Raw genomic sequence first — 20,080 nt, 5'->3', positions numbered from 1 at the left:
CATGATATCTGTCAAATCCTTCAGCGAACGGCGACGCTACCTGGCATCCCAAATGCAGAAGGGCGTTGCCATCGTTCCCACCGCGCCGGAGCAGGTGCGAAATCGGGATGCGCACTTCCCCTATCGCTTCGATAGCTATTTTTACTACCTGACAGGCTTCGGCGAGCCTGAGGCGGTATTGGTGATAGTGGCAGAGGCTGATAAAGGGACGTCGAAACACATTCTGTTCTGCCGCGAGAAGAACACCGAGCGCGAAATATGGGATGGTTTCCGCTATGGCCCCGAAGCTGCGCGGGAAGCATTCGAGTTTGATGAAACATATCCCCTTGCCAAGCTCGACGAAATACTGCCGCGGTTGCTGGCCGATCAGTCCGCCGTATATTTCGCGCTGGGCCATGATACGGCATGGGATACGCGCGTGATCGGCTGGGTTAGTCAGGTGCGGCAACAATCGCGTAGCGGCGTTACCGCGCCCGCCGAAATTCATGACATCCGGCTTCTGCTGGATGAGATGCGCCTCTTCAAAAGCGCAGAAGAGCTGCAGGTCATGCGCCGTGCGGCAGAGATTTCATGCGGCGCTCATCGTCGCGCCATGCAGAAAACCCGGCCAGGCATGAATGAGTACGAAGTGGAGGCCGAACTGCTGCACGAGTTCCGGCGTCATGGGGCGCAGGCCCCGGCCTACACCTCTATCGTCGCCGGTGGCGCTAATGCCTGCGTGCTGCACTATATCGAAAATAATGCCGCATTGAAGGCCGGTGATTTATTATTGATCGATGCAGGCTGCGAGCTGGACGGCTATGCTTCTGACATTACTCGAACATTTCCGGTCGATGGTAAATTCAGTCCGGCACAACGGGACCTGTATCAATTGGTACTGGCCGCGCAAGCGGCAGCAATAGCCGAGGTAAGGCCGGGTAATTCCTGGGATGCGCCGCATAACGCGGCATTGCGGGTACTGGCTCAAGGTTTCGTGGATCTTGGGCTGTGCCATGGCAGCGTAGACGAGGTCATCCAATCGGAAGATTACAAGCGTTTCTATATGCACCGCACCGGCCACTGGTTGGGGCTGGACGTGCACGACGCGGGCGAATACAAGCTTGGCGGGGAATGGCGTCCATTGCAGCCGGGAATGACCCTGACAGTGGAACCGGGGTGTTACATCCGCCCCGCCGATAACGTTTCCCCGCATTTCTGGAACATCGGTATAAGGATTGAGGACGATGTAACAGTAACGGAGACTGGCTGTGAAGTATTGACATCGGCTGCTCCCAAAGGCGTTGCCGAAATTGAAGAACTGATGGCGGAGCGGAAGAAACCAGAGTAATGGACGATAACCATAAAATAATCATCAGGCACATATCCCGGGATGGGAAAACGGGCGCCAGTCCGGCCAGCCGCTGGCTGGCTTACCTGCTCCTTGTTCCGTCATTCATCATCATGGCGGTTCTGGGCGTTTTCTTCTTTACCGCATTTCTTGCGCTGTTTGCAGTTATTGCCATTGGCCTGGGATTTCGGTTGTGGTGGCTGCGCCGCAAGTTGCGCCAGTCAGCGGATGCAGCGGATGCAGCGGATGCAGCGGATGCAGCGGATGCAGCGGAAGGACAATACATCGTTATCGAGGATGCCGAAATTATTGAAGAAAGCACTGACAAAGCGCGCAAAACGGATCCACAGGAGCGGCAATAAAGCATAAGCAAGCGGATAAAGCTATAAACGAGGAATGAGGAGTAGGGCAAAACCATTTGGAAATAGTCCGGCTGAAACAAATGAACATCCATCAATACGACTACGACCTGATCATCATTGGCGGCGGCCCCGTGGGCATGGCATTGGCGCTGGCACTGCGCGGCAGTGGCGTGTCCGTACTGTTGCTGGAGGCGCGTGGACTGCCCAGTAAAACCGAGGATCCCCGCCCACTGGCGCTGTCTTACGGCAGCCGGCTCATCCTGCAGCGTCTGGGCGTATGGAAGGGGTTACCGGAAGTCACTCCCATCTATACCATTCATATTTCCAATCAGGGCGGACTGGGCCGAGCCGTATTGACCGCCGCGGAAACCGGTGTGCCGGCATTGGGCTACGTGATAAATTACCACGATGTGTTTCGAGCCATGCACAGGGCGCTGAAAAACTGTGATGCCGACTATCTTACCGGGGCGCAGGTAACCCGGCTGGAAACCCATGCCGGGCTGGGACAGGTTGAATTTCAGCACGATGGAGTCACAAAAAAAGCGACGGCCAGGCTGTTGGTAGTGGCAGACGGGGGCCGTCTCATTGATCAAGTTGAAGGCGTGACGCAACACACGCACGACTATCAACAGTGGGCAGTGGTTGCACGTATTAAAACGGAACACTTCGCGGAGCCCTTCGCAAAGCACTTCGCGAACACGGCATCGGCGCCAGTGGCGAAACTGTCCTCAAAAGCATCGTTCTCCAAGCGCGGATCTGCGGCACGTTCCTCCAATACAACGGAATCCGCGAGCGACGCTGCTGCGCAGGCCCAGCCCGGTGTTGCTTATGAGCGCTTTACGCCCGACGGTCCGGTTGCGCTATTGCCGTCCGGGGAGAACTTCTCCCTCGTGTGGACAGTTTCTCCTTCAGCTGCACAGGAAATTCTTGCATTGGATGACGCGGAATTTCTTGCCCGGTTACACGGCCACTTCGGCGACCGTCTCGGCAAATTTGTCGAGGCCGGCAAGCGGTCCGGTTTTCCCCTTGCGCTTAAATACGCCACTCCTGTCACAGCCTGCCGGGTTGTACTGGTTGGCAACGCGGCACAAACCCTGCATCCGGTTGCGGGACAAGGTTTCAATCTGGGCGTGCGTGATGCCTGGGAGCTGGCTGAAGAAATTATCGCATCTCCCACTCAGACAGGCACACCGGCAATGCTTGCCAGATATCGCGATAAGCGTCAACTGGACAGCGGCGTCGGTCGCATATTCACCGATTCTCTGGTGAAACTCTTTTCCAATAATGATCCCCTATTGGGAACCGTGCGCAGCATGGGGCTAAGCGCACTGGATTGTCTGCCCCAAGCCAAGCGTTTTGTTGCACGCCGCATGATGTTCGGCGCGAGAGGTTAACCGGACTGTAAAACGACAAAAAAGATACTGCCTGGAGTAGAAGGGCATGAGATTTTAACCAAATAGCGTATTTGGACGGACTGTAATTACTTACAGTTAACATGATCCATTGTCTACCTGTAAAATCTTGCATCTATTCATTGATGCGCCAAAGGCGTACGCTAGCATCCTGTTTTACAATAAAAAAAGCGGAACGATCAATTGCTGGATAGCAGCGCTTTGCCGAAATTTAACGAGGCATGAATTGTAGCGGCCATAGGCGGTTTCGAAAGTCGTGGCCATTTCCTGTTAAGATTGCACTATTTTGTCTTCCAGCGGCCTTGCCCGCTGGTATCGCCACTTGAGTTAAATCATGCAGATCGGCTCTCACATTCTCAAAAACAAACTTATCGTCGCCCCCATGGCGGGGGTGACCGATCGCCCCTTCCGGCAGTTGTGCAAGAGCATGGGCGCGGGCATGGCGGTATCGGAAATGGTCTCCAGCAACTCGCTGTTATGGGGTTCCGAAAAAACGCGGCGTCGTGCAAATCATGAAGGCGAAGTGGATCCAATTTCTGTGCAGATCGCAGGTGCCGATCCGGCAATGATGGCTGAAGCTGCACGCTACAATGTAGCGCAAGGGGCGCAAATCATAGACATCAATATGGGCTGCCCGGCCAAGAAAATCTGCAACGTGATGGCAGGCTCCGCATTGCTGCAGGATCAGCCGCTGGTAGCGCGGATACTTGATGCCGTGGTCGGAGCGGTACGTGTTCCCGTCACCCTGAAGATCCGCACCGGCTGGGATAAGCAGCATAAAAACGCACTTGCCGTGGCCCGCATCGCCGAGAGCGCTGGGGTCCAGGCACTGGCTATTCATGGGCGTACCCGTGCTTGCGCCTATACGGGTCATGCGGAATACGACACCATTGCCGCGGTAAAGGCGGCGGTCGGAATTCCAGTCGTCGCCAATGGCGATATCACTACACCCGAAAAAGCAAAAGAGGTGCTCGACTATACCAAGGCGGACGCCATCATGATCGGCCGCGCCGCCCAGGGACGGCCGTGGATATTCCGGGAGATCGATCACTATCTGGCCACGGGTACGCATCTCCAATTACCCGAAGTCGCCGAGATTCACCGTGTACTCATCAAGCATCTGTACGATCTTTATAGCTTCTATGGCGAATATTCGGGTGTGCGCATTGCCCGGAAGCACATCTCCTGGTACACGAAAGGGCTGGTCGGTTCTGCAGGATTCCGTCATGCGATGAACCAGTTGCAAAGCACTGACCAGCAATTGTCGGCAGTTAACGAATTTTTCAGTCAACTCGCCGGCTACGGGCGGCGGTTGACTTACGTTGAAGCTGAGGAGCTGGTTGCATGAGCATTATTAACGAAAACGACATTGCCCGATGTGTGCGCACGGCGGTGAAAGATTACTTCAACGATCTGGATGGTGAAAAGCCTCACGCCATTCACGATATGGTTATACGCAGCGTAGAGAAGCCGCTGATCGAGCTGATGATGGAGCACGCCGGCGGCAATCAGACCCGCGCCGCCGAATTGCTCGGTATTAATCGCAATACCCTCCGTAATAAAATGAAGCAGTATCAGATCAAATAGGCCGATTAGCCTGATTAGCCGATCAGCCAGCGTTCCCAGGTAGTTCAGCTGCCGAGGTGCGGAGCCGCCAGGTTAGATCAGTTAGAATAAGCGGCTGCAAAAGTAGCGCCATATAATCCGTTTTCAATAATCCCGAATGACCATTAAACAAGCCCTGCTCAGTGTTTCCGACAAAACCGGCATTGTCGAATTTGCGCGCGAATTGCGTGAGCTTGGGGTCGCGATCCTGTCTACCGGCGGCACTGCCAGGTTGCTTCAGAAAGCCGGCCTGGCCGTTACCGAAGTTGGCGATTACACCGGGTTTCCTGAAATGCTCGATGGGCGTGTAAAAACCCTGCATCCAAAGATTCATGCGGGTATCCTGGCCCGAACGGACCTGCCCGAGCACATGTCAGCCATGGAAAAGGCGGCAATCCCGACTATCGAACTTGTGGTGGTGAACCTTTACCCTTTCAGCCAGACCATCGCCCGGCCTGAATGCAGTCTGGAAGAGGCTATTGAGAATATCGATATCGGCGGCCCCACGATGGTGCGAGCTGCGGCAAAGAATTATAAAAGCGTGGCAGTTGTCACCGATCCGGATGATTACGCGCCACTATTGGCGGAAATAAAGTCGGGCGGGGGCGCGGTCACACAGGGTTTCCGTTTCCGGCTGGCCTGCAAGGCTTTTTCTCATACCGCCGCTTACGATAGCGCCATCAGCAATTATCTCACCTCGATGGAGGGTGACAGTGGAGAGCGCCAGGCCTTTCCCGGGCGGCTCAATCTCAATTTCAGTATTGCCCAGCATTTGCGCTACGGCGAAAACCCCCATCAGCAGGCAGCCTTCTATCGCGATTTGACACCTGCCCCCGGCAGCCTTGCCAGCTATAACCAGTTGCAGGGCAAGGAGCTGTCATACAACAACATTGCCGATGCGGATGCCGCATGGGAATGCGTCAAGACATTCGATTTGCCTGCCTGCGTCATCCTCAAGCATGCCAATCCCTGCGGTGTAGCAGTGGCCGATACCCCGCTTGCAGCTTACAAGCTTGCGTTTGCTACCGATCCCACTTCCGCTTTCGGTGGAATCATCGCCTTCAATCGCGTGCTGGACGGTGCGGCGGCTGAGTCAGTGATTAAACAGTTTGTTGAAGTGATCATCGCGCCGCAGTTAACTGACGAGGCACAACAGATACTTGCAGGGAAGACCAACGTGCGCGTGCTGACATTGCCGTTTCAGAGCGGAAGCAATGCTTTCGACTTCAGGCGAGTGGGTGGCGGGTTGTTGGTACAAACACCGGATAATCTCAACGTTACCGCCGCTCAACTGAAGATCGTGACGAAAGCGCAGCCGACACCGCAACAATTGCGGGATTTGTTATTTGCCTGGCGCGTAGCGAAGTTCGTCAAATCAAATGCTATTGTATTTTGCGCCAATGGCCAGACACTGGGCGTTGGCGCGGGACAAATGAGCCGGGTGGATAGCGCCCGCATTGCATCGATCAAAGCGCAGAATGCGGGGCTTGATCTCGCTGGTTCTGTAGTGGCCTCTGATGCATTTTTCCCGTTTCGCGATGGGTTGGACGTAGTCGTCAAGGCAGGCGCGAGGGCGGTTATCCAGCCTGGCGGCAGCGTACGCGACGAAGAGGTAATTGCTGCTGCGGATGAGCAGGGGGTGGCGATGGCGTTCACTGGGGCGCGGCATTTCAGGCATTGATTATGTCGAAAAATACCGTTTCCGGACGATATCAATCGACGTTTTGTTCACCTTTCTTCCCCGGTTATCCGAATGGTGCCGTTTTCTGACAGTACGCTATAAATACTTATTTGGTGGCTAAAGCAACAAGTGCGGCAGCCAGTGCGAAAAGCAGCGTCCCGAGACGTGGGCTAACCTGAATTTAGAGAAATGAAACTACTGAAACTGCTTGTAATTGGCGCAGGCGCCAGGGAACACGCTTTAGCGTGGAAACTCCTTCAATCGCCCGGAAACGTAAAAGTCTTCGTCGCGCCCGGCAATGCCGGCACGGCGCTGGAAGACGGCCTGGAGAATCTTCCTGTTACAGCGATTCCCGACCTGGTGGACTTTGCCAAAAAGGAATCCATCGCATTCACCATTGTCGGGCCGGAAGCGCCTCTGGCAGAAGGCATTGTCGATACCTTCAGGGCAGCCGGACAGAAAATTTTTGGCCCCACTAAACAAGCTGCGCGGCTGGAAACGTCCAAGGATTTTGCCAAAGCCTTCATGCAGCGTCATGGCATCCCCACCGCCGGCTATGCCACCTTCGCTTCCGCTGCCGAGGCCCATAGTTATCTGGACGAGAAGGGTGCGCCCATCGTCATCAAGGCCGATGGGTTGGCGGCAGGCAAAGGCGTAGTGGTCGCGATGACGCTGGCTGAAGCCCATGATGCAGTTGACGCAATGATGGTCGCGAACCAGTTGGGCGAAGCCGGGACTCACGTCGTGATCGAGGAATTTCTGGAAGGCGAAGAAGTCAGTTTTATTGTCATGGCCGATGGCCGCCATGTCCTGCCGCTCGCAACCAGCCAGGATCACAAGCGCCTCAAAGACGGTGACCGGGGACCCAATACTGGCGGCATGGGGGCCTATTCTCCCGCACCCGTCATTACACCGGCCCTGCATGCCAGGATAATGCGAGAAGTGATCCATCCTGCCATGAATGGTATGGATCAGGAAGCCGAGCCCTATACTGGTTTTCTCTATGCCGGACTGATGATTATGCCGAACGGCGGCATCAAGGTGCTTGAGTTCAATTGCCGCATGGGCGACCCGGAAACTGAAGCCGTCCTGTTCCGCCTGAAGAGTAACCTGGTGACATTGATGGAGCATGCCGTTAATGGAACCCTCGACAAGGTGGAAGCCGAATGGGACCGGCGCACAGCCTTAAGTGTGGTGATGGCGGCCCACGGTTATCCTGATTCGCCGCGCAAAGGCGATGTGATTCATGGCTTGCCGACCCCCGCGTCAGCAGACGCGTCGGAAACATCAGAAAAAGATTTTTACGTTTTCCACGCAGGCACGGCGCTGGATGGCGAAACTGGCAAGGAAATTGTAACGGCAGGCGGACGCGTGCTGTGCGTCACCGTGTTGGGCGACAGCGTAAAACTTGCCCAGCGCCGGGCCTACGAAGTCACCGAGCAAATTCGCTTCGATGGCTGCCAGATGCGGCGCGACATTGGGCATTGGGCGATCAATCATCATCGAAAATAGACTTATAGCCAAGCCAGTCTGGCAACTTGAACCAGACGGCACTACGGAAAATTGAATGGACACCATTCAGCAAGCTAAAGAATTTTTCACCGGACTTCAAGAAAGTATAGTCGAGCGTTTGGAAGAGGTGGATGGCAAACGCTTTCACCGCGACGGATGGGAACGCCCGGAGGGAGGCGGCGGTTTAAGCTGCGTAATGGAAGAGGGCAACGTGTTCGAGCGGGGCGGAGTGAACTACTCGCATGTATTCGGTGGTGGGCTACCCGCCTCAGCCACTGCCGCACGGCCGGAATTGTCGGGCCGAGGATTCGAGGCAATGGGCGTATCGATTGTATTGCATCCCCGCAACCCCTACGCCCCAACAGTACATCTAAACGTGCGTTATCTGGAAGCGCGAAAAGAGGGCGCCGATCCGGTATGGTGGTTCGGCGGCGGCATGGACCTGACCCCGTATTACGGTTTTGAAGAAGACGCCGTACATTTTCATCAGACCTGCAAAAATGCGCTACAACCGTTCGGGCGCGATTTTCACCCCCGCTTCAAAAAATGGTGCGACGACTATTTTTACCTGAAACACCGCAAAGAGCCGCGCGGCATCGGTGGCATCTTCTTCGATGATCTAGGTAAGCCGGATTTCGATAGCTGCTTCAACCTGACCAAAAGTGTTGGCGATCACTTCCTCCCCGCCTATGTGCCGATCCTGGAGCGCCGCCTAAATACGCCTTATGCCGAGCGTGAGCGCGACTTCCAGGCTTACCGTCGGGGCCGTTATGTGGAATTCAATCTGGTGTGGGACCGCGGAACCCTGTTCGGACTTCAATCGGGTGGGCGCACCGAATCCATCCTGATGTCTCTACCCCCTATTGTGAAATGGCGTTATGACTGGAAGCCCGAGGCTGGTAGCTCTGAGGAGAAGCTCTATACGGATTTCCTGATTGGCAAGGATTGGGTGTGAGGAGTTTCAAATTTTTCCCGCCATCGCACGCGAAATATCTGTAAAACCTTATCCTTTGGCAACTTCATATTAAGCCGCGGGTTTTTGTTATAAAATACGCGCAACAATCGGGGACGTAGCTCAGCTGGGAGAGCGTCGCGTTCGCAATGCGAAGGTCGGGAGTTCGATCCTCCTCGTCTCCACCATTTAGATGTTCCAGCAAGTCCCAAGAAGTCCCAAAAGCCCGCGCCCTGCGGGCTTTTTCATTGGTCTTACGTCCCGTCACATCTCATCAAGTTCTATTGAATCCCGCACCTAAAGGGGGCATAATTCGGCAACAAATGCCCCCAATTCAAATTTGATGCCCCCAATCAGGTTCCCTCATGAAATTAAACGATATGGCAGTGCGCAAGGCGAAGCCTGAAGCCAAGCCTTATAAGATGGCGGATGGCGGGGGCATGTACCTTGAAGTGATGCCCAACGCCTCGAAATACTGGCGATTAAAGTACCGCTTTGGAGGAAAAGAGAAGCGACTTGCCTTTGGTGTGTATCCCGATGTGCCCCTAAGCTTGGCTCGCCAGCGGCGAGACGATGCCCGCAAGCTGTTGGCCAACGGTGTTGATCCTGCCATAGTCAAGCAGCAGTCCAAACACACAAACAGGGAAAATGCGGCGAACAGCTTCGAAGTGATAGCGCGGGAGTGGTTCGCGAAGTTTTCCCCTCAGTGGGCGGCGTCTCATAGTGACAAAATTATCAGGCGTCTCGAAAATGATGTTTTCCCCTGGATGGGGAATAAGCCCATTGCTGAGATAACTCCGCCTCAGCTGCTCGCAGTAATCCGTCGTACGGAAACCCGGGGCGCGCTGGATACGGCACACCGAATCAAACAAAATTGCGGGCAGGTGTTTCGCTATGCCGTGGCGACAGGAAGAGCGGAGCGCGATCCCTCCCAGGACTTAAAGGACGCAATACCCTCCACTAGAAAAAACCATTTCGCTTCGATCACCGATCCTGTTCAGGTTGGTGAGTTGTTGCGCGCAATCCAGGGCTTCAGAGGCACTTTTGTGGTTCAGTGTGCCTTACGCCTTGCCCCTATGTTGTTCGTGCGTCCTGGTGAGCTACGGCGCGCGGAGTGGAAGAATATTGACTTCGATAAACCCGAGTGGCGCTACTTCGTCACCAAGACAAAGACCGAACATTCCGTTCCTCTGGCCACCCAGGCGGTGGCAACTCTCCGCGAGCTCCGGGCGCTGACGGGGGCCGGGCAATATGTCTTTCCTGGGCGCGACTCTAGAAAGCCCATGAGCGATGCTGCGATCAACGCTGCCTTGCGCAGGATGGGATACGACACTAAGACTGAAATAACGGGGCATGGCTTTCGGGCAATGGCGCGAACCATTCTGGCTGAAGAGCTACACCAGAAGCCGGAAGTCATCGAACACCAGCTGGCGCACAAAGTGCCTGATGTCCTGGGCGCTGCATATAACCGCACGAAGTTTCTAAAAGAGCGGCGCGAAATGATGCAGTTGTGGGCGGACTACTTGGACAGTCTTACAACTGGGGCAAAGATTTTGACCTTTAAATTAAACTGACAAAGAGGATTTTCACATATGCCCCTTAATTTTGATGAACTCATACGGAATTCTGCTGTGACCAGCTATCTTAACGAAGGTAACGCTGAACCATTAGCTCAATTACTTAGAAGCGAGAAAAGACTCACGCCTGAATTAAGAATTTTTGTTGCGGATATTATTGAAGGAAAAATTAAAAAAAAAGTGGGAGAAAACGTAGTTTAGACCAAACAGGCGCATCTGTTTTTTACAGAACTGTTGTTTACAGAATGGACCTGAACTTCACCATGATGAAGTTGAAAGCAGTAAACAGTCATAAACCGCAGCAAGGATTTGATGCTTATAGAGAAGCGTTGGAAATTGTAGCTGAACGATATGGAATAACAGCATCACGCCTTGATAAGATAATTTATCCAAGGCGACCGAAAAGCAGCATCGAGAAATCCTCCTAATCTTTCGCCGCTAATTTGCTCTTATTAGCGGCGTTTATCTTTGTTAAGTATCACTCTAGCATGACCTCCTGCAACGTCGCATAAAGCACGTTGATATTCCATAGGAGGTATTGTGCAACTCAAATCCATATTAAAACAGCCCGAAGTCTCACGTGTAACCGGGCTCTCTCGATCTTCAATTTATCGCCTGGAAGCATCAGGGCAATTCCCATCAAGAGTTAAGCTTTCTGAGTGCGCCAGCGGCTGGCATAGTGAAGAGGTGCAAGCCTGGGTAGCCAGTCGTCCACGCGCACTCGCACGGAAAGCGGTAGCGCAATGAGCGCGTCGGAAATCGACTTCGATAAGCTGAACAACGATGGCCTTTTTTACGCTGGCGACCAGCTTCTGTTAGCAGCACAGGTTTTAATCGGCCTTCTTGATTCGCGGGAGTTGCCAGAGGAAATAATCAGAAAGCATCCTACGCTTGTCGTTGGCATAGCTTTGCTCGCGCACCTGGATGAACGCGCAGAGGAGCGTCGCATCATGAAGGAGGCCGAGCTGAATACCCTTGGGAAGATTGCGGATGCAATAGCGAACAGCAAGGCGGGGGATAATGATAAATAAACCGGCTCATGCCTTGACATCCGCATGCCGCCGGGATTATGCTTTCTTTGCCGCTGGGGTTCCAGCGGTCGGGTTTGGAAGCCCGTGTGCTAGGCGGACAACCGCCTTGAGCGGTTATTTTTTTGTCCGTCATTTCTGCCCACCCTTTACGGGCGGCGCAGGTGGGGAGCTGAGAGGCTCGCCGGTCCTAGCCCGGTCTTCCAACCTGCCTGTTGCCGCCCACCCTCATTTGGAAGTGAGGGCGCGGTTAAACCGCTTTGCTAGGAGTCTTGCCATGAAAACCAATTCCCAAGGCGCGTTCGCGCCAGTTACACCGCACAACACTCACAACGGTTTTCCAATTCTGACACGCCTTGAACTGACGTGTCATTGCCACATAGCCATGGATTATGTCGAATCCATGCGCTCACTGTTCTCTGCCATTAAATTGCTGGGCAAGGATTCGCCGGAGATCATGGGTCTAGCCACGCACGGAAAAAACCTGGCCGATCTACTGCATAACGATATTGATGTAGTGCGAGAAGAGGCAGAGAAGGCCGGAATCGAAGGCTATATTGCGCCGGAGGTGCATCATGGCTAATCAAACCAAAGTCGCGCTCGCGCCGGTTATATCCGTCGCCGATAACGAGCTACTAACTGTTCAGAATTCCCTCTGTGAAGCTAGCTTTATAGTTCATTTTTGCCGTGGCATGTTCTTCAGAGCCATGGAGGGAGGTGATGGGATCGAGTTATCCTCGGTAGAGTCCCTTGGATTTATCCACCTTATGGATGACTTATCAAACCGCCTTGAAAATCTGGTAAGCGATCTGGATGAATGTCGGGAGGGTGCGCACCATGGCTAATCAACCCAAAGTCGCACTCGCGCCCGTTACATCCCGTCATCCTATTCATGATTTGAACAACGCAATGGATTTGCTTTCCCAAGCGCGTCATCTTGCCGATTTTGTCCAGAGCATCACGCTTAGCCCGAGACCAGACGAAGGATTGCATCTGCTGCCCGGTCAACTTAGCGGATTGTTCTACGTCATGCAGGATTTGATGGATCGCATCGAAAAAGCCTCTTCCCTTTTGGGAGATGTAAGAGAGGGCACGCTTGATGAGCGTCGATAAGCTGCTTTCGCTCCTGCATGGCGTGAAGCCCACTGGTCGCGGCCGGTGGGTTTCGCGTTGTCCAGCTCATGAAGACAGCCGCCCTTCCCTGGCGATTCGAGAACTGGACGATGGCCGCGTGCTTTTGCATGACTTTGCAGGATGCCCTACCAGCGACGTTCTCGCGGCGGTAGGGCTCACCCTTGAGGATTTGTTTCCAGAGCGTCAGGAAGGCTACAGCGGCGCGAAAGAGCGGCGGCCATGGTCGGCAATCGACGTGCTGCGCTGCGTAGCATTTGAAGCGCTGGTCGTATCGATAGCAGCAAATAACGTGGCCCAAGGCGTGGAGCTTCCGGAGGCGGACAGAAAGCGTCTGCTGCTGGCGGCTTCACGGCTACAGGCCGCGACGGAGGTATGTGATGGGTAACAATATTTCAAGCATAGAGCGCGGCGCGGCCGCGCTGGATAAGGAGAAAAAAACTCTTACTCCGGAACAGCAGCGATACATAGATCGTGGGCATGGGGTGCAGACGTCTACAAAATCTCGATTAAAAGTTACCAGGGCGAGCGAGGTCAAGCCGCAACCCGTACGCTGGCTATGGCCAGGGAAGATCGCCCTGGGCAAGCCCACCCTGATAGCTGGCGATCCTGGCCTGGGCAAGAGCATGCTGACGGTAAGCTTTGCAGCACACGTCTCAACGGGGCGGGACTGGCCAGCTGGGGGCGGGATATGCCCACAAGGTGACGTCCTGTTTGTTTCAGCAGAGGATGATCCTGCCGACACAATCAGGCCGCGTCTGGATGCAGCAGGAGCCGATCCGGCGCGGGTACATATCGTCGGCGGGGTGGAAAGCTTGAACCGTGACGGCGGCCCCGAAACCAGGCTGCTGAGTTTGCGGCGCGACCTGGAGCCTATCCGGGAAGCCGCGCTGACCCTACCGCAATGCCGCCTGATCGTAGTTGACCCCGTATCAGCCTATCTCGACGGCGCGGACTCCCACAACAATGCGGAAGTGCGGGGCGTGATAGCGCCGTTGTCCGAGCTGGCCAGCAGCATTGGTGCTGCCATTATCTTTGTTACCCACTTGAACAAGGGTACAGGTGGCTCAGCACTCTACCGGTCGACCGGTAGCTTGGCATTCGTGGCGGCGGCACGTGCCGCCTTCCTAGTGACCAAAGACAAGAGCGACCAGAACAGGCGTCTATTCCTTCCGTTAAAGAACAACCTGGGGCCGGACGCGACTGGCATGGCCTACCACATCGAGGAGGCAGGCGGTGTGCCTCGGGTAGTATGGGAGAAAGAGATTGTGCTGATATCCGCAGATGATGCCTTGGGGCGCGAGGATGACCAGGGTGATCACGAAAGCACGCTGGCGGAGGATGCCGCCGAGTGGCTCTGTGACGTGCTAGCGAATGGGCCGGTGCCGAGCGATGACGTGAAGAAATACGCCAAGGGCGCGGGGTATTCCTGGGCGACGGTGCGCAGGGCACAGGCGACGCTAGGAATAAAACCTCGTCGCCATAGCGCGGAAGGAGAGACGCCTTGCTGGCGGTGGGCGCTACCTGATGAGCACAAGGGCGCCCAAATGTCGTTGAATGTGACTGATGAATAAGATGCTCACATTACTCAAGGTGCTCACTCAAGATGCTCACTGAACAACTTACCCAACTACTACTACTTATAAGGCTTACAGCTAAGGTGCTCAAGCTGCTCATGAGTCTAAGGATGTTGAGCAACATGCTAACACTACCCCCTTACCTGAGCACCTTGAGCAACTTGGCTGAAATCCGCATGGATAAAGGGTTTGGCAAAGATGCTCAGTTGAGCACCTTTGATGAGCAAGTTGGAAACAGAGGGGGCGGGTTAAAAGTCCAAAGCCTCACCCGCCTAGACCGTCTGCTTAATCGAATTTTTATGTGCGGGAGTTTCGGAGGGGGGTACTCCTCAAGGTAGTGCAGACGTCTGCACTGGAACAGCAGCAATTATCAACCTTAACGATAGGACAACAAAATGACGACTGAAATGGAAAAGGACATCGACCTGGTAGCGCAACACTTCCTGCTTGATGGCGAGAAGCCTTTGGCTGACGTAACGAATGCACTTGCGAGCATAGGCGGGAGCAAGCCCTTTGAAGCCCTCGGCCGCGCCATGTTTACCGCGATGATTAAAACGCATATTGCCCGGCTCCAGGCAGATAAGGCAACGCTAGTTGCTCAAGAACCGAGGGGGAACATTCACTGATGGAAATGCCGGATGACAAGCTGCTGAGAAAGAAGGGTGTTGCGGACATGCTGGGATTCAGCCGCCACACCCTGGGGCGAATCATGAAGAGAGACCCGACCTTCCCGCGTTTTATCGAGCTTTCGCCTGGCATAAAAATGGTACGAGTTCGTGAAGTGCGCGCCTGGTTACTGAGGAAAGAACTCGAAGCACGCGAGAAGAGCACCCACGCGCAAAATGAACCGAATTGATACATTTTGCGCAATTGCCGGGCGGCAGCAAGGCGCGGGAAAATCGATACTCCATAACAGAAGGAGTATCGAAATGAATGTCATCAAGGACTTACGCGAGAAACGCCAACACCTGGCGAAAGAGACCCGCAGGCTGTTTGATCAGAATCCAGGCATCAAATTTACCAGCGAAATCCAAAAGGAAATCGACATGAACTTTGCGGAAATCGACTCGATTGATCGCAGGTTGGACGCTGAGCAGAAAGCCCTGGATTCCAGCTTTGGAGGGTTCTCGCAAGCTGGAGGAGTTGAATGGCGCAACGCCGAAACCGGCGCAAAAATACCCGTAGCTTTCGCCAAAAAGGGAAGCTTTCGTGATCAGCTTCAAGAGGCATTCCCGTCCACGTCAGGCGGGTTAGGTAGCGGATTGCCAATGGCAAGCATGAGTGAATTCATGCGCGGCGTAGCAGGTATGCGCCTTACTGAAACCGTTCGTAATGCCCTGCTTATTGGCACTGACACTGCCGGCGGTTTTACCTTGCCCAGTTACCTGCAGCTGCAAATGCTAGAGGCAATGGTGCCGGTTAGCTCGTTGCTAACGGCCGGAGCAGGTGTGGCGAAGCTTGAGCAAGGCGCGAAGAACTACCGCATTGCGGCTATCTCGACGATCCCGACAGCAGCTTGGCGCGCTGAGCAGGGCGCACTCGCTGTGAGTGATCCAGTATTCAGAGCAGTTGATATTACTCCTCGTTCGTTAAGCTTTATTCTCAAGATCAGTCGCGAGCTGCTGGCCGACTCAGCCAACATTGACCAGGCGCTATTTACTGCAATTGCTCAGGCATTCGCAAAGGAACTCGACCGGGCAGGGTTGAGAGGCAGCGGAACGGCGCCTGAGATCAGTGGTATTCTAAATACCACCGGCATTCAGTCTGTGACAAATGGCGCAGCTGGCGCATCCTTGGCAACCACGGCATACAGCAATTTTATCAGCGGTATTCAGTCTATCCTGGCAGCTGATGGGCCAATGCCTACCGCAGCCATCATGAGCCCGCGATCGCTAACGGGACTGGCAGGTTTGCTCGATACCACGAATCAGCCGCGGCAGCAGCCGAAGATCCTCGACAATACCCAATTTATTGCAACCAGTCAGATCCCGAATAATCTGACCGTCGGCGCATCAACCGATTGCACGGAGATCTACATGGGAGACTTTTCCAGCGTGATCTATTTCATGCGCGAGGGCGTATCGGTGCAACTCCTGAAGGAGCTATTCGCCGAAACGGGAGAAATCGGCTTTGCTTGCCATACCAGGGTGGATGTAGCAGTGACCTATCCTGCTGCCCTGGCGGTAGTGACTGGCGTTAGACCTTAAACGCAGTGCAGGCAGGCGCAGCCGTAATGCGCCCGATTAGTCGGGTAGTGCGAAAACCCCGACAGTCTGCAGCAGCGTCTTTCCTTTAGTTGCGTGGCAGGCAGTACCAGAAGAAACCCCCAGCTCGAAAGGTTGGGGGTTTTTGCTTGTCTGGTGAGATTGCAGACGTCTGCACATAAAGGATAATCCTATGCGTCATGTTTGCGGCGCATCTTATTGTGGTAGAGCTAGGTGTTAAAATGGGATCTCAGAAGCCCTCATTGTTGCCGTAAGTAATAGCTCGAGAATCGATAATAGAACTCAGTATGAGACGGTTTATTACAGCTGGACCAAAGGTGGGCGTGTGCAACATCTGTGGAGAGGAAGGCCCGCTAACTGAAGACCATACCCCACCAAAAGGTGCGGTACGGGTAACACAAGTTGAGATGCGCCACATTAAGAGTCTATTAAGCGCCGAAGAAACTGGAGAGAAAGCCAGAGTGTCCCAGAATGGGGTTAAATTCAGGACGTTATGCAAGAGGTGTAACAATTCGTTACTAGGAGCGAATTATGATATCGCATTCAACGATTTTTGCCAAAAAATCGCGTCCTATTTAAAAAGCCCGCTAGTGCTGCCCGAGATATTGCATATAACAGGTAAACCTCAAAAAATTGTCCGTTCGGTACTGGGCCATTTGTGCGCAATGGGTGTTAATAGGTACAAAAAAGGGCCTAATACTGAGGACCTCAGAAACTATCTTATTGATCAAACAGAGACGTTTCCTGATTACCTGGACGTTTACTACTGGGTATATCCTTACCAAACTCAAGTGTTATTCAGAGACGCAGCGATGACTATTTTGAGTCTCGGCCATCCAGCGTCCGTATGGTTAATGAAGTTTTTTCCAGTTGCTTTTTTTGTTATATGGGACAAACCACATGGATATCAATATCCTCAATTCCCGAATATGGCGACGTGGGGACACTTAGGGATCGACGATGATATAGAGTTGCCGGTTCATCTGAACGTAGTACCCCACGAAAGGTGGCCAGAAGCGCCAGATGATGGAAGAATTCTTGTTTATGGGCAACAAGCAATGGGAGTGCATGAGAAAGCGAAAAAGAACAATAAACTCCCGGGTGCAAAATGAAAAAAACTATTTCTCCTACAGAAGGATATGCAAATTTAATGGGGGAGATCAAATGGCGGGCTGAGGCCATTAAGTTCCTTCGTTCAGGCGGTGGTCAGGCCCTTCCATATAATCCGACAACGACGGAATCAATATGCCTCCAGATTCGGAAAATTTTGGAGTTGATAGCGTTCAGCTCGCTTATTGCAAATCAAGAGGCTTATGCAAGTATTCATAAGCATTTCGCCAAGCATTGGAACGCGAAATTTTTGCTAGCCGATTTGGAGCGTGTAAACCCACATTTTTTTCCTAAGCCCGTTGTCGAAACGCGTCAGGGCGAAATAACGCATTGTCAGGACTTAACAGATGGGTTTCTTACTAAAGCTGATTTCCTCCACGTTTACGAAAAGTGCGGAGGAATGCTACACGCTCGTAACCCTTACGATTCAAGGAATGGATATCACTACGCCGACAAATCGATCAGTGGATGGATGGAAAAGATAGTAAATTTGCTTAGAATCCATAAGATTCAAATCTTGGGACAAGAGGGCCTGTGGCTAATTCACATGCATGAGAAGGCTAACGACCAAGTGTACGTTTATCAGCTTGAGCCCGTCTCGGAAGACACCGCCCAAGCTTTGTTAAACCCTAGTAACTAGTCAGAACTGATAGAGTACTGATCGATTGGGGGCATAAGTGGGGGCATATTTCCGGCCCGAGTTCTAGGACCGTTTGTACGTGCGGGATTCAAGGCGTATTCGATTGTCCTCGTCTCCAGCTCGACGTGGTTGCTCGGTTGCGCGCCAAGCAAACGGGGCGCTGATGCGCTAGAAGGTGCTGCTCGCCGAAGGGACGGAACGCGATCTTGAAGCTATTCATGACTATATCGCAGAGCTCGACTCGGCTACTAGCGCCGACTACGTGCTGGATCAGTTGCTGGAAACGGCTGAAACAGGCTACTTTCCCCGAATGTGGAGTCATTCCCAGGGAATTTCTGGCGCTAGCTAGGATTTCATTATTCCGAGCCTTGTCCCATAACCCATTTCGAATCAACAACTGGCTGCTTGTATCACCGGACATGCCTCTCGGTCGCTCGACGAATCCCTAGCATCAGAATGAATAGCGCAATTCGGTATAAACACGGTCATTATTCTCGAAACGACCAAACAGACCCGTAGGCTCCCCTCCGAAAACGTCTCCCCCCAGTGCCCAGCGCCAGTTCTTCTCGAATTGCCAGGACAACCGGGGGCGGAACATCCAGTCACTGCGATTCAGACTATGAATCAGCAACGCTTGCGCTTCGAGCTTTTGCCAGATCTTGCCGCCAAGCAGAATGCTTGCGCCATTCTCTACACTGTCCGAGAAATTGTCGCGGTCATGCGCGAAAAAGACACGCTGGAAAAATTGCAGATTCAGCCGTGTATCGGCTGGTAAGTTGAAGTCGAGGCCTATTGCGTAATCAAGTGTATTTTGTCCGACAAGCCCATTCAGGGCGGTAGGACGCGCAACATTGAATTTACGCCCATCCGTATAGACCAGCTCTCCTTTAAGCACAATCGAACCAAAATCTTTCGTAATTGTTCCACCAACCTGATCGATCTCGTCATGGCGCGGCTGAAACACCAGTGGCTCGGCCGGACCACTAACACGATAAAACGTGGAGGCAGCATCAAGACTGTGGTAGTAGAAGCCTGAAATATCCCATCCATTCACGAGTTGCGACAAGCGAAGTCCATAATTTGAATTGCCTACGTTGCGCCCCGAGCGATCTTCACCCAGGAAGGAGGCTGTTCCTCGCAGCGGACCGGGGTAATAGTCGGAGCCAGGCTTGCCAATCTCGTCAATAGTCGGCACCGGAATCCACAATACTTCAACATGGGTGTCATTCTTCGAATATTCGGCGCGCATTGCCCACTGCGGTATGCGCATTATGTCGAATGACGGCAGGATGAATTCGCGCTGATCCTTGGCGGATACCACGTCGGCGAAGAACAGGCCGACCATCTCACCCCATATCACGTGCTGCCGGCCAAGGCGGAAGTCGAAGTCTCCAGCAGAAATATCCAGATAATTTTCGCGAAGAAAGAAGTCATAGCGTTGATCCTGGCGCACCGCCGAGGGGTAGAAACTGGATAGATCATAGGCGGCGTCATAGTCGAACCGGCCGCTGATTTTCCATTTTATGTTTTCAGTGAATCGTCCTCTGCGGGACAATTCAGTGCGGAGTTTCGCTTTTGAGAAATGCTCTGGACTGGTATAGTTATCAGCGATTTCCAGCTGGGAAAAACCAGTCCAGCCGGTCACCAATTTCTTCCAGGCCGGCTCCGGCGGTTTCTCCTTGAGCGGTTCATCATCCCCAAATAGCGATTCGCGCGAAGTGGGACCGCTTTCATTGTCGAACCTTTCGCTTGCAGTTACATTATTTTCGCTGTTTTCGACAGCAAGGGCTGAGGGTAGAGATAGGGATAGGGACAAAGGTAAAGACAAGGGTTTACCTTCAACCTCGTCATGCATACGCCTATCATTTTGAATAGTGACACCAGCAGGTATGGCTGCCCGGTTAGTTGCAGGCGAGGACATGGATAAAGATAAAGACAAGG

24 protein-coding genes and 1 tRNA gene are annotated in these 20,080 nt (G+C 53.4%); 24 read left to right on the top strand and 1 reads right to left on the bottom strand.

Annotation, left to right across the window (positions count from 1 at the left end; translation table 11 throughout):
- Position 1 precedes the first annotated feature (1 nt).
- The 24 genes from pepP (at position 2) to CRO05_RS15450 (ending at position 18,488) form a co-directional block, all read left to right on the top strand.
- Positions 2–1,327 (top strand): Xaa-Pro aminopeptidase, encoded by a 1,326-nt coding sequence (gene pepP, locus CRO05_RS04115; RefSeq protein ID WP_097065934.1) that lies wholly within the window; start codon positions 2–4, stop codon positions 1,325–1,327.
- A complete protein-coding gene (locus CRO05_RS04110; protein ID WP_097065933.1) occupies positions 1,327–1,689 on the top strand; it encodes a hypothetical protein in 363 nt (120 codons plus the stop codon). The genes pepP and CRO05_RS04110 overlap by 1 nt, the downstream gene beginning before the upstream one ends.
- An 80-nt stretch (positions 1,690–1,769) precedes the next feature.
- Positions 1,770–3,083 carry an FAD-dependent monooxygenase gene (locus CRO05_RS04105; protein WP_097065932.1) on the top strand — a complete coding sequence of 438 codons (1,314 nt, stop codon included), beginning with the start codon at positions 1,770–1,772 and terminating at the stop codon, positions 3,081–3,083.
- Between the two features lie 352 nt (positions 3,084–3,435).
- Positions 3,436–4,449 (top strand): tRNA dihydrouridine synthase DusB, encoded by a 1,014-nt coding sequence (gene dusB / locus CRO05_RS04100; protein ID WP_090883032.1) that lies wholly within the window; start codon positions 3,436–3,438, stop codon positions 4,447–4,449.
- Positions 4,446–4,688 (top strand): helix-turn-helix domain-containing protein, encoded by a 243-nt coding sequence (locus CRO05_RS04095; protein WP_090883034.1) that lies wholly within the window; start codon positions 4,446–4,448, stop codon positions 4,686–4,688. Before dusB ends, CRO05_RS04095 begins: the two co-directional genes overlap by 4 nt.
- Positions 4,689–4,824: 136 nt before the next feature.
- Positions 4,825–6,387 (top strand): bifunctional phosphoribosylaminoimidazolecarboxamide formyltransferase/IMP cyclohydrolase, encoded by a 1,563-nt coding sequence (purH, locus tag CRO05_RS04090; RefSeq protein ID WP_097065931.1) that lies wholly within the window; start codon positions 4,825–4,827, stop codon positions 6,385–6,387.
- Between the two features lie 198 nt (positions 6,388–6,585).
- Positions 6,586–7,899: a phosphoribosylamine--glycine ligase gene (gene purD, locus CRO05_RS04085; RefSeq protein ID WP_097066655.1), complete on the top strand. Its 1,314-nt coding sequence runs from the start codon at positions 6,586–6,588 to the stop codon at positions 7,897–7,899.
- A 55-nt stretch (positions 7,900–7,954) separates the two neighbouring features.
- Positions 7,955–8,854 (top strand): oxygen-dependent coproporphyrinogen oxidase, encoded by a 900-nt coding sequence (gene hemF / locus CRO05_RS04080; RefSeq protein WP_097065930.1) that lies wholly within the window; start codon positions 7,955–7,957, stop codon positions 8,852–8,854.
- 109 nt (positions 8,855–8,963) lie between these two features.
- Positions 8,964–9,039 (top strand) — tRNA-Ala (locus CRO05_RS04075).
- Between the two features lie 177 nt (positions 9,040–9,216).
- Positions 9,217–10,425 (top strand): integrase arm-type DNA-binding domain-containing protein, encoded by a 1,209-nt coding sequence (locus CRO05_RS04070; RefSeq protein WP_097065929.1) that lies wholly within the window; start codon positions 9,217–9,219, stop codon positions 10,423–10,425.
- 57 nt (positions 10,426–10,482) lie between these two features.
- Positions 10,483–10,629: a hypothetical protein gene (locus CRO05_RS15455; protein ID WP_159462696.1), complete on the top strand. Its 147-nt coding sequence runs from the start codon at positions 10,483–10,485 to the stop codon at positions 10,627–10,629.
- A gap of 339 nt (positions 10,630–10,968) precedes the next feature.
- Positions 10,969–11,175: an AlpA family phage regulatory protein gene (locus tag CRO05_RS16100; protein WP_235001279.1), complete on the top strand. Its 207-nt coding sequence runs from the start codon at positions 10,969–10,971 to the stop codon at positions 11,173–11,175.
- Entirely contained in the window at positions 11,172–11,459 is a 288-nt protein-coding gene (locus tag CRO05_RS04050; RefSeq protein WP_097065926.1) for a hypothetical protein, read from the top strand. The genes CRO05_RS16100 and CRO05_RS04050 overlap by 4 nt, the downstream gene beginning before the upstream one ends.
- 274 nt (positions 11,460–11,733) lie before the next feature.
- On the top strand, positions 11,734–12,039 hold the full coding sequence (locus tag CRO05_RS04045) for a hypothetical protein (RefSeq protein ID WP_097065925.1): 306 nt from the start codon (positions 11,734–11,736) through the stop codon (positions 12,037–12,039).
- Positions 12,032–12,301 (top strand): hypothetical protein, encoded by a 270-nt coding sequence (locus tag CRO05_RS04040; RefSeq protein WP_097065924.1) that lies wholly within the window; start codon positions 12,032–12,034, stop codon positions 12,299–12,301. Before CRO05_RS04045 ends, CRO05_RS04040 begins: the two co-directional genes overlap by 8 nt.
- Positions 12,294–12,569: a hypothetical protein gene (locus tag CRO05_RS04035; protein WP_097065923.1), complete on the top strand. Its 276-nt coding sequence runs from the start codon at positions 12,294–12,296 to the stop codon at positions 12,567–12,569. The genes CRO05_RS04040 and CRO05_RS04035 overlap by 8 nt, the downstream gene beginning before the upstream one ends.
- A complete protein-coding gene (locus CRO05_RS04030; protein ID WP_097065922.1) occupies positions 12,556–12,975 on the top strand; it encodes a DNA primase in 420 nt (139 codons plus the stop codon). Before CRO05_RS04035 ends, CRO05_RS04030 begins: the two co-directional genes overlap by 14 nt.
- Positions 12,968–14,161 carry an AAA family ATPase gene (locus tag CRO05_RS04025; RefSeq protein WP_097065921.1) on the top strand — a complete coding sequence of 398 codons (1,194 nt, stop codon included), beginning with the start codon at positions 12,968–12,970 and terminating at the stop codon, positions 14,159–14,161. Before CRO05_RS04030 ends, CRO05_RS04025 begins: the two co-directional genes overlap by 8 nt.
- A gap of 398 nt (positions 14,162–14,559) precedes the next feature.
- Entirely contained in the window at positions 14,560–14,790 is a 231-nt protein-coding gene (locus tag CRO05_RS04015; RefSeq protein ID WP_097065919.1) for a hypothetical protein, read from the top strand.
- Positions 14,790–15,020 (top strand): AlpA family transcriptional regulator, encoded by a 231-nt coding sequence (locus CRO05_RS04010; protein ID WP_097065918.1) that lies wholly within the window; start codon positions 14,790–14,792, stop codon positions 15,018–15,020. The genes CRO05_RS04015 and CRO05_RS04010 overlap by 1 nt, the downstream gene beginning before the upstream one ends.
- A gap of 73 nt (positions 15,021–15,093) precedes the next feature.
- A complete protein-coding gene (locus CRO05_RS04005; RefSeq protein WP_159462695.1) occupies positions 15,094–16,371 on the top strand; it encodes a phage major capsid protein in 1,278 nt (425 codons plus the stop codon).
- A gap of 305 nt (positions 16,372–16,676) precedes the next feature.
- Positions 16,677–17,501, top strand: a complete 825-nt coding sequence (locus CRO05_RS04000) for a hypothetical protein (protein ID WP_097065916.1) — start codon at positions 16,677–16,679, stop codon at positions 17,499–17,501.
- Entirely contained in the window at positions 17,498–18,139 is a 642-nt protein-coding gene (locus tag CRO05_RS03995; RefSeq protein WP_097065915.1) for a hypothetical protein, read from the top strand. The genes CRO05_RS04000 and CRO05_RS03995 overlap by 4 nt, the downstream gene beginning before the upstream one ends.
- Positions 18,140–18,314: 175 nt before the next feature.
- Positions 18,315–18,488 carry a hypothetical protein gene (locus CRO05_RS15450; RefSeq protein WP_159462694.1) on the top strand — a complete coding sequence of 58 codons (174 nt, stop codon included), beginning with the start codon at positions 18,315–18,317 and terminating at the stop codon, positions 18,486–18,488.
- 102 nt (positions 18,489–18,590) lie between these two features.
- Here the strand turns inward: CRO05_RS15450 and CRO05_RS03985 are convergent, their stop codons facing one another.
- Complete coding sequence (locus tag CRO05_RS03985) at positions 18,591–19,994, bottom strand: DUF1302 family protein (RefSeq protein WP_235001278.1); 1,404 nt, start codon at positions 19,992–19,994, stop codon at positions 18,591–18,593.
- Between the last annotated feature and the right edge of the window lie 86 nt (positions 19,995–20,080).

The sequence above is a fragment of the Nitrosovibrio sp. Nv4 genome (assembly GCF_900215485.1).
In the GTDB taxonomy this organism is placed as follows: domain Bacteria; phylum Pseudomonadota; class Gammaproteobacteria; order Burkholderiales; family Nitrosomonadaceae; genus Nitrosospira.
This window is presented reverse-complemented; position numbering and strand designations above follow the sequence as displayed.

Coding starts and splice junctions, on each gene's coding strand:
- pepP (WP_097065934.1), top strand. CDS start 2: ATGATATCTGTCAAATCCTTCAGCGAACGGCGACGCTACCTGGCATCC.
- CRO05_RS04110 (WP_097065933.1), top strand. CDS start 1,327: ATGGACGATAACCATAAAATAATCATCAGGCACATATCCCGGGATGGG.
- CRO05_RS04105 (WP_097065932.1), top strand. CDS start 1,770: ATGAACATCCATCAATACGACTACGACCTGATCATCATTGGCGGCGGC.
- dusB (WP_090883032.1), top strand. CDS start 3,436: ATGCAGATCGGCTCTCACATTCTCAAAAACAAACTTATCGTCGCCCCC.
- CRO05_RS04095 (WP_090883034.1), top strand. CDS start 4,446: ATGAGCATTATTAACGAAAACGACATTGCCCGATGTGTGCGCACGGCG.
- purH (WP_097065931.1), top strand. CDS start 4,825: ATGACCATTAAACAAGCCCTGCTCAGTGTTTCCGACAAAACCGGCATT.
- hemF (WP_097065930.1), top strand. CDS start 7,955: ATGGACACCATTCAGCAAGCTAAAGAATTTTTCACCGGACTTCAAGAA.
- CRO05_RS04070 (WP_097065929.1), top strand. CDS start 9,217: ATGAAATTAAACGATATGGCAGTGCGCAAGGCGAAGCCTGAAGCCAAG.
- CRO05_RS04050 (WP_097065926.1), top strand. CDS start 11,172: ATGAGCGCGTCGGAAATCGACTTCGATAAGCTGAACAACGATGGCCTT.
- CRO05_RS04045 (WP_097065925.1), top strand. CDS start 11,734: ATGAAAACCAATTCCCAAGGCGCGTTCGCGCCAGTTACACCGCACAAC.
- CRO05_RS04040 (WP_097065924.1), top strand. CDS start 12,032: ATGGCTAATCAAACCAAAGTCGCGCTCGCGCCGGTTATATCCGTCGCC.
- CRO05_RS04035 (WP_097065923.1), top strand. CDS start 12,294: ATGGCTAATCAACCCAAAGTCGCACTCGCGCCCGTTACATCCCGTCAT.
- CRO05_RS04030 (WP_097065922.1), top strand. CDS start 12,556: ATGAGCGTCGATAAGCTGCTTTCGCTCCTGCATGGCGTGAAGCCCACT.
- CRO05_RS04025 (WP_097065921.1), top strand. CDS start 12,968: ATGGGTAACAATATTTCAAGCATAGAGCGCGGCGCGGCCGCGCTGGAT.
- CRO05_RS04015 (WP_097065919.1), top strand. CDS start 14,560: ATGACGACTGAAATGGAAAAGGACATCGACCTGGTAGCGCAACACTTC.
- CRO05_RS04010 (WP_097065918.1), top strand. CDS start 14,790: ATGGAAATGCCGGATGACAAGCTGCTGAGAAAGAAGGGTGTTGCGGAC.
- CRO05_RS04005 (WP_159462695.1), top strand. CDS start 15,094: ATGAATGTCATCAAGGACTTACGCGAGAAACGCCAACACCTGGCGAAA.
- CRO05_RS04000 (WP_097065916.1), top strand. CDS start 16,677: ATGAGACGGTTTATTACAGCTGGACCAAAGGTGGGCGTGTGCAACATC.
- CRO05_RS03995 (WP_097065915.1), top strand. CDS start 17,498: ATGAAAAAAACTATTTCTCCTACAGAAGGATATGCAAATTTAATGGGG.
- CRO05_RS03985 (WP_235001278.1), bottom strand. CDS start 19,994: ATGCATGACGAGGTTGAAGGTAAACCCTTGTCTTTACCTTTGTCCCTA.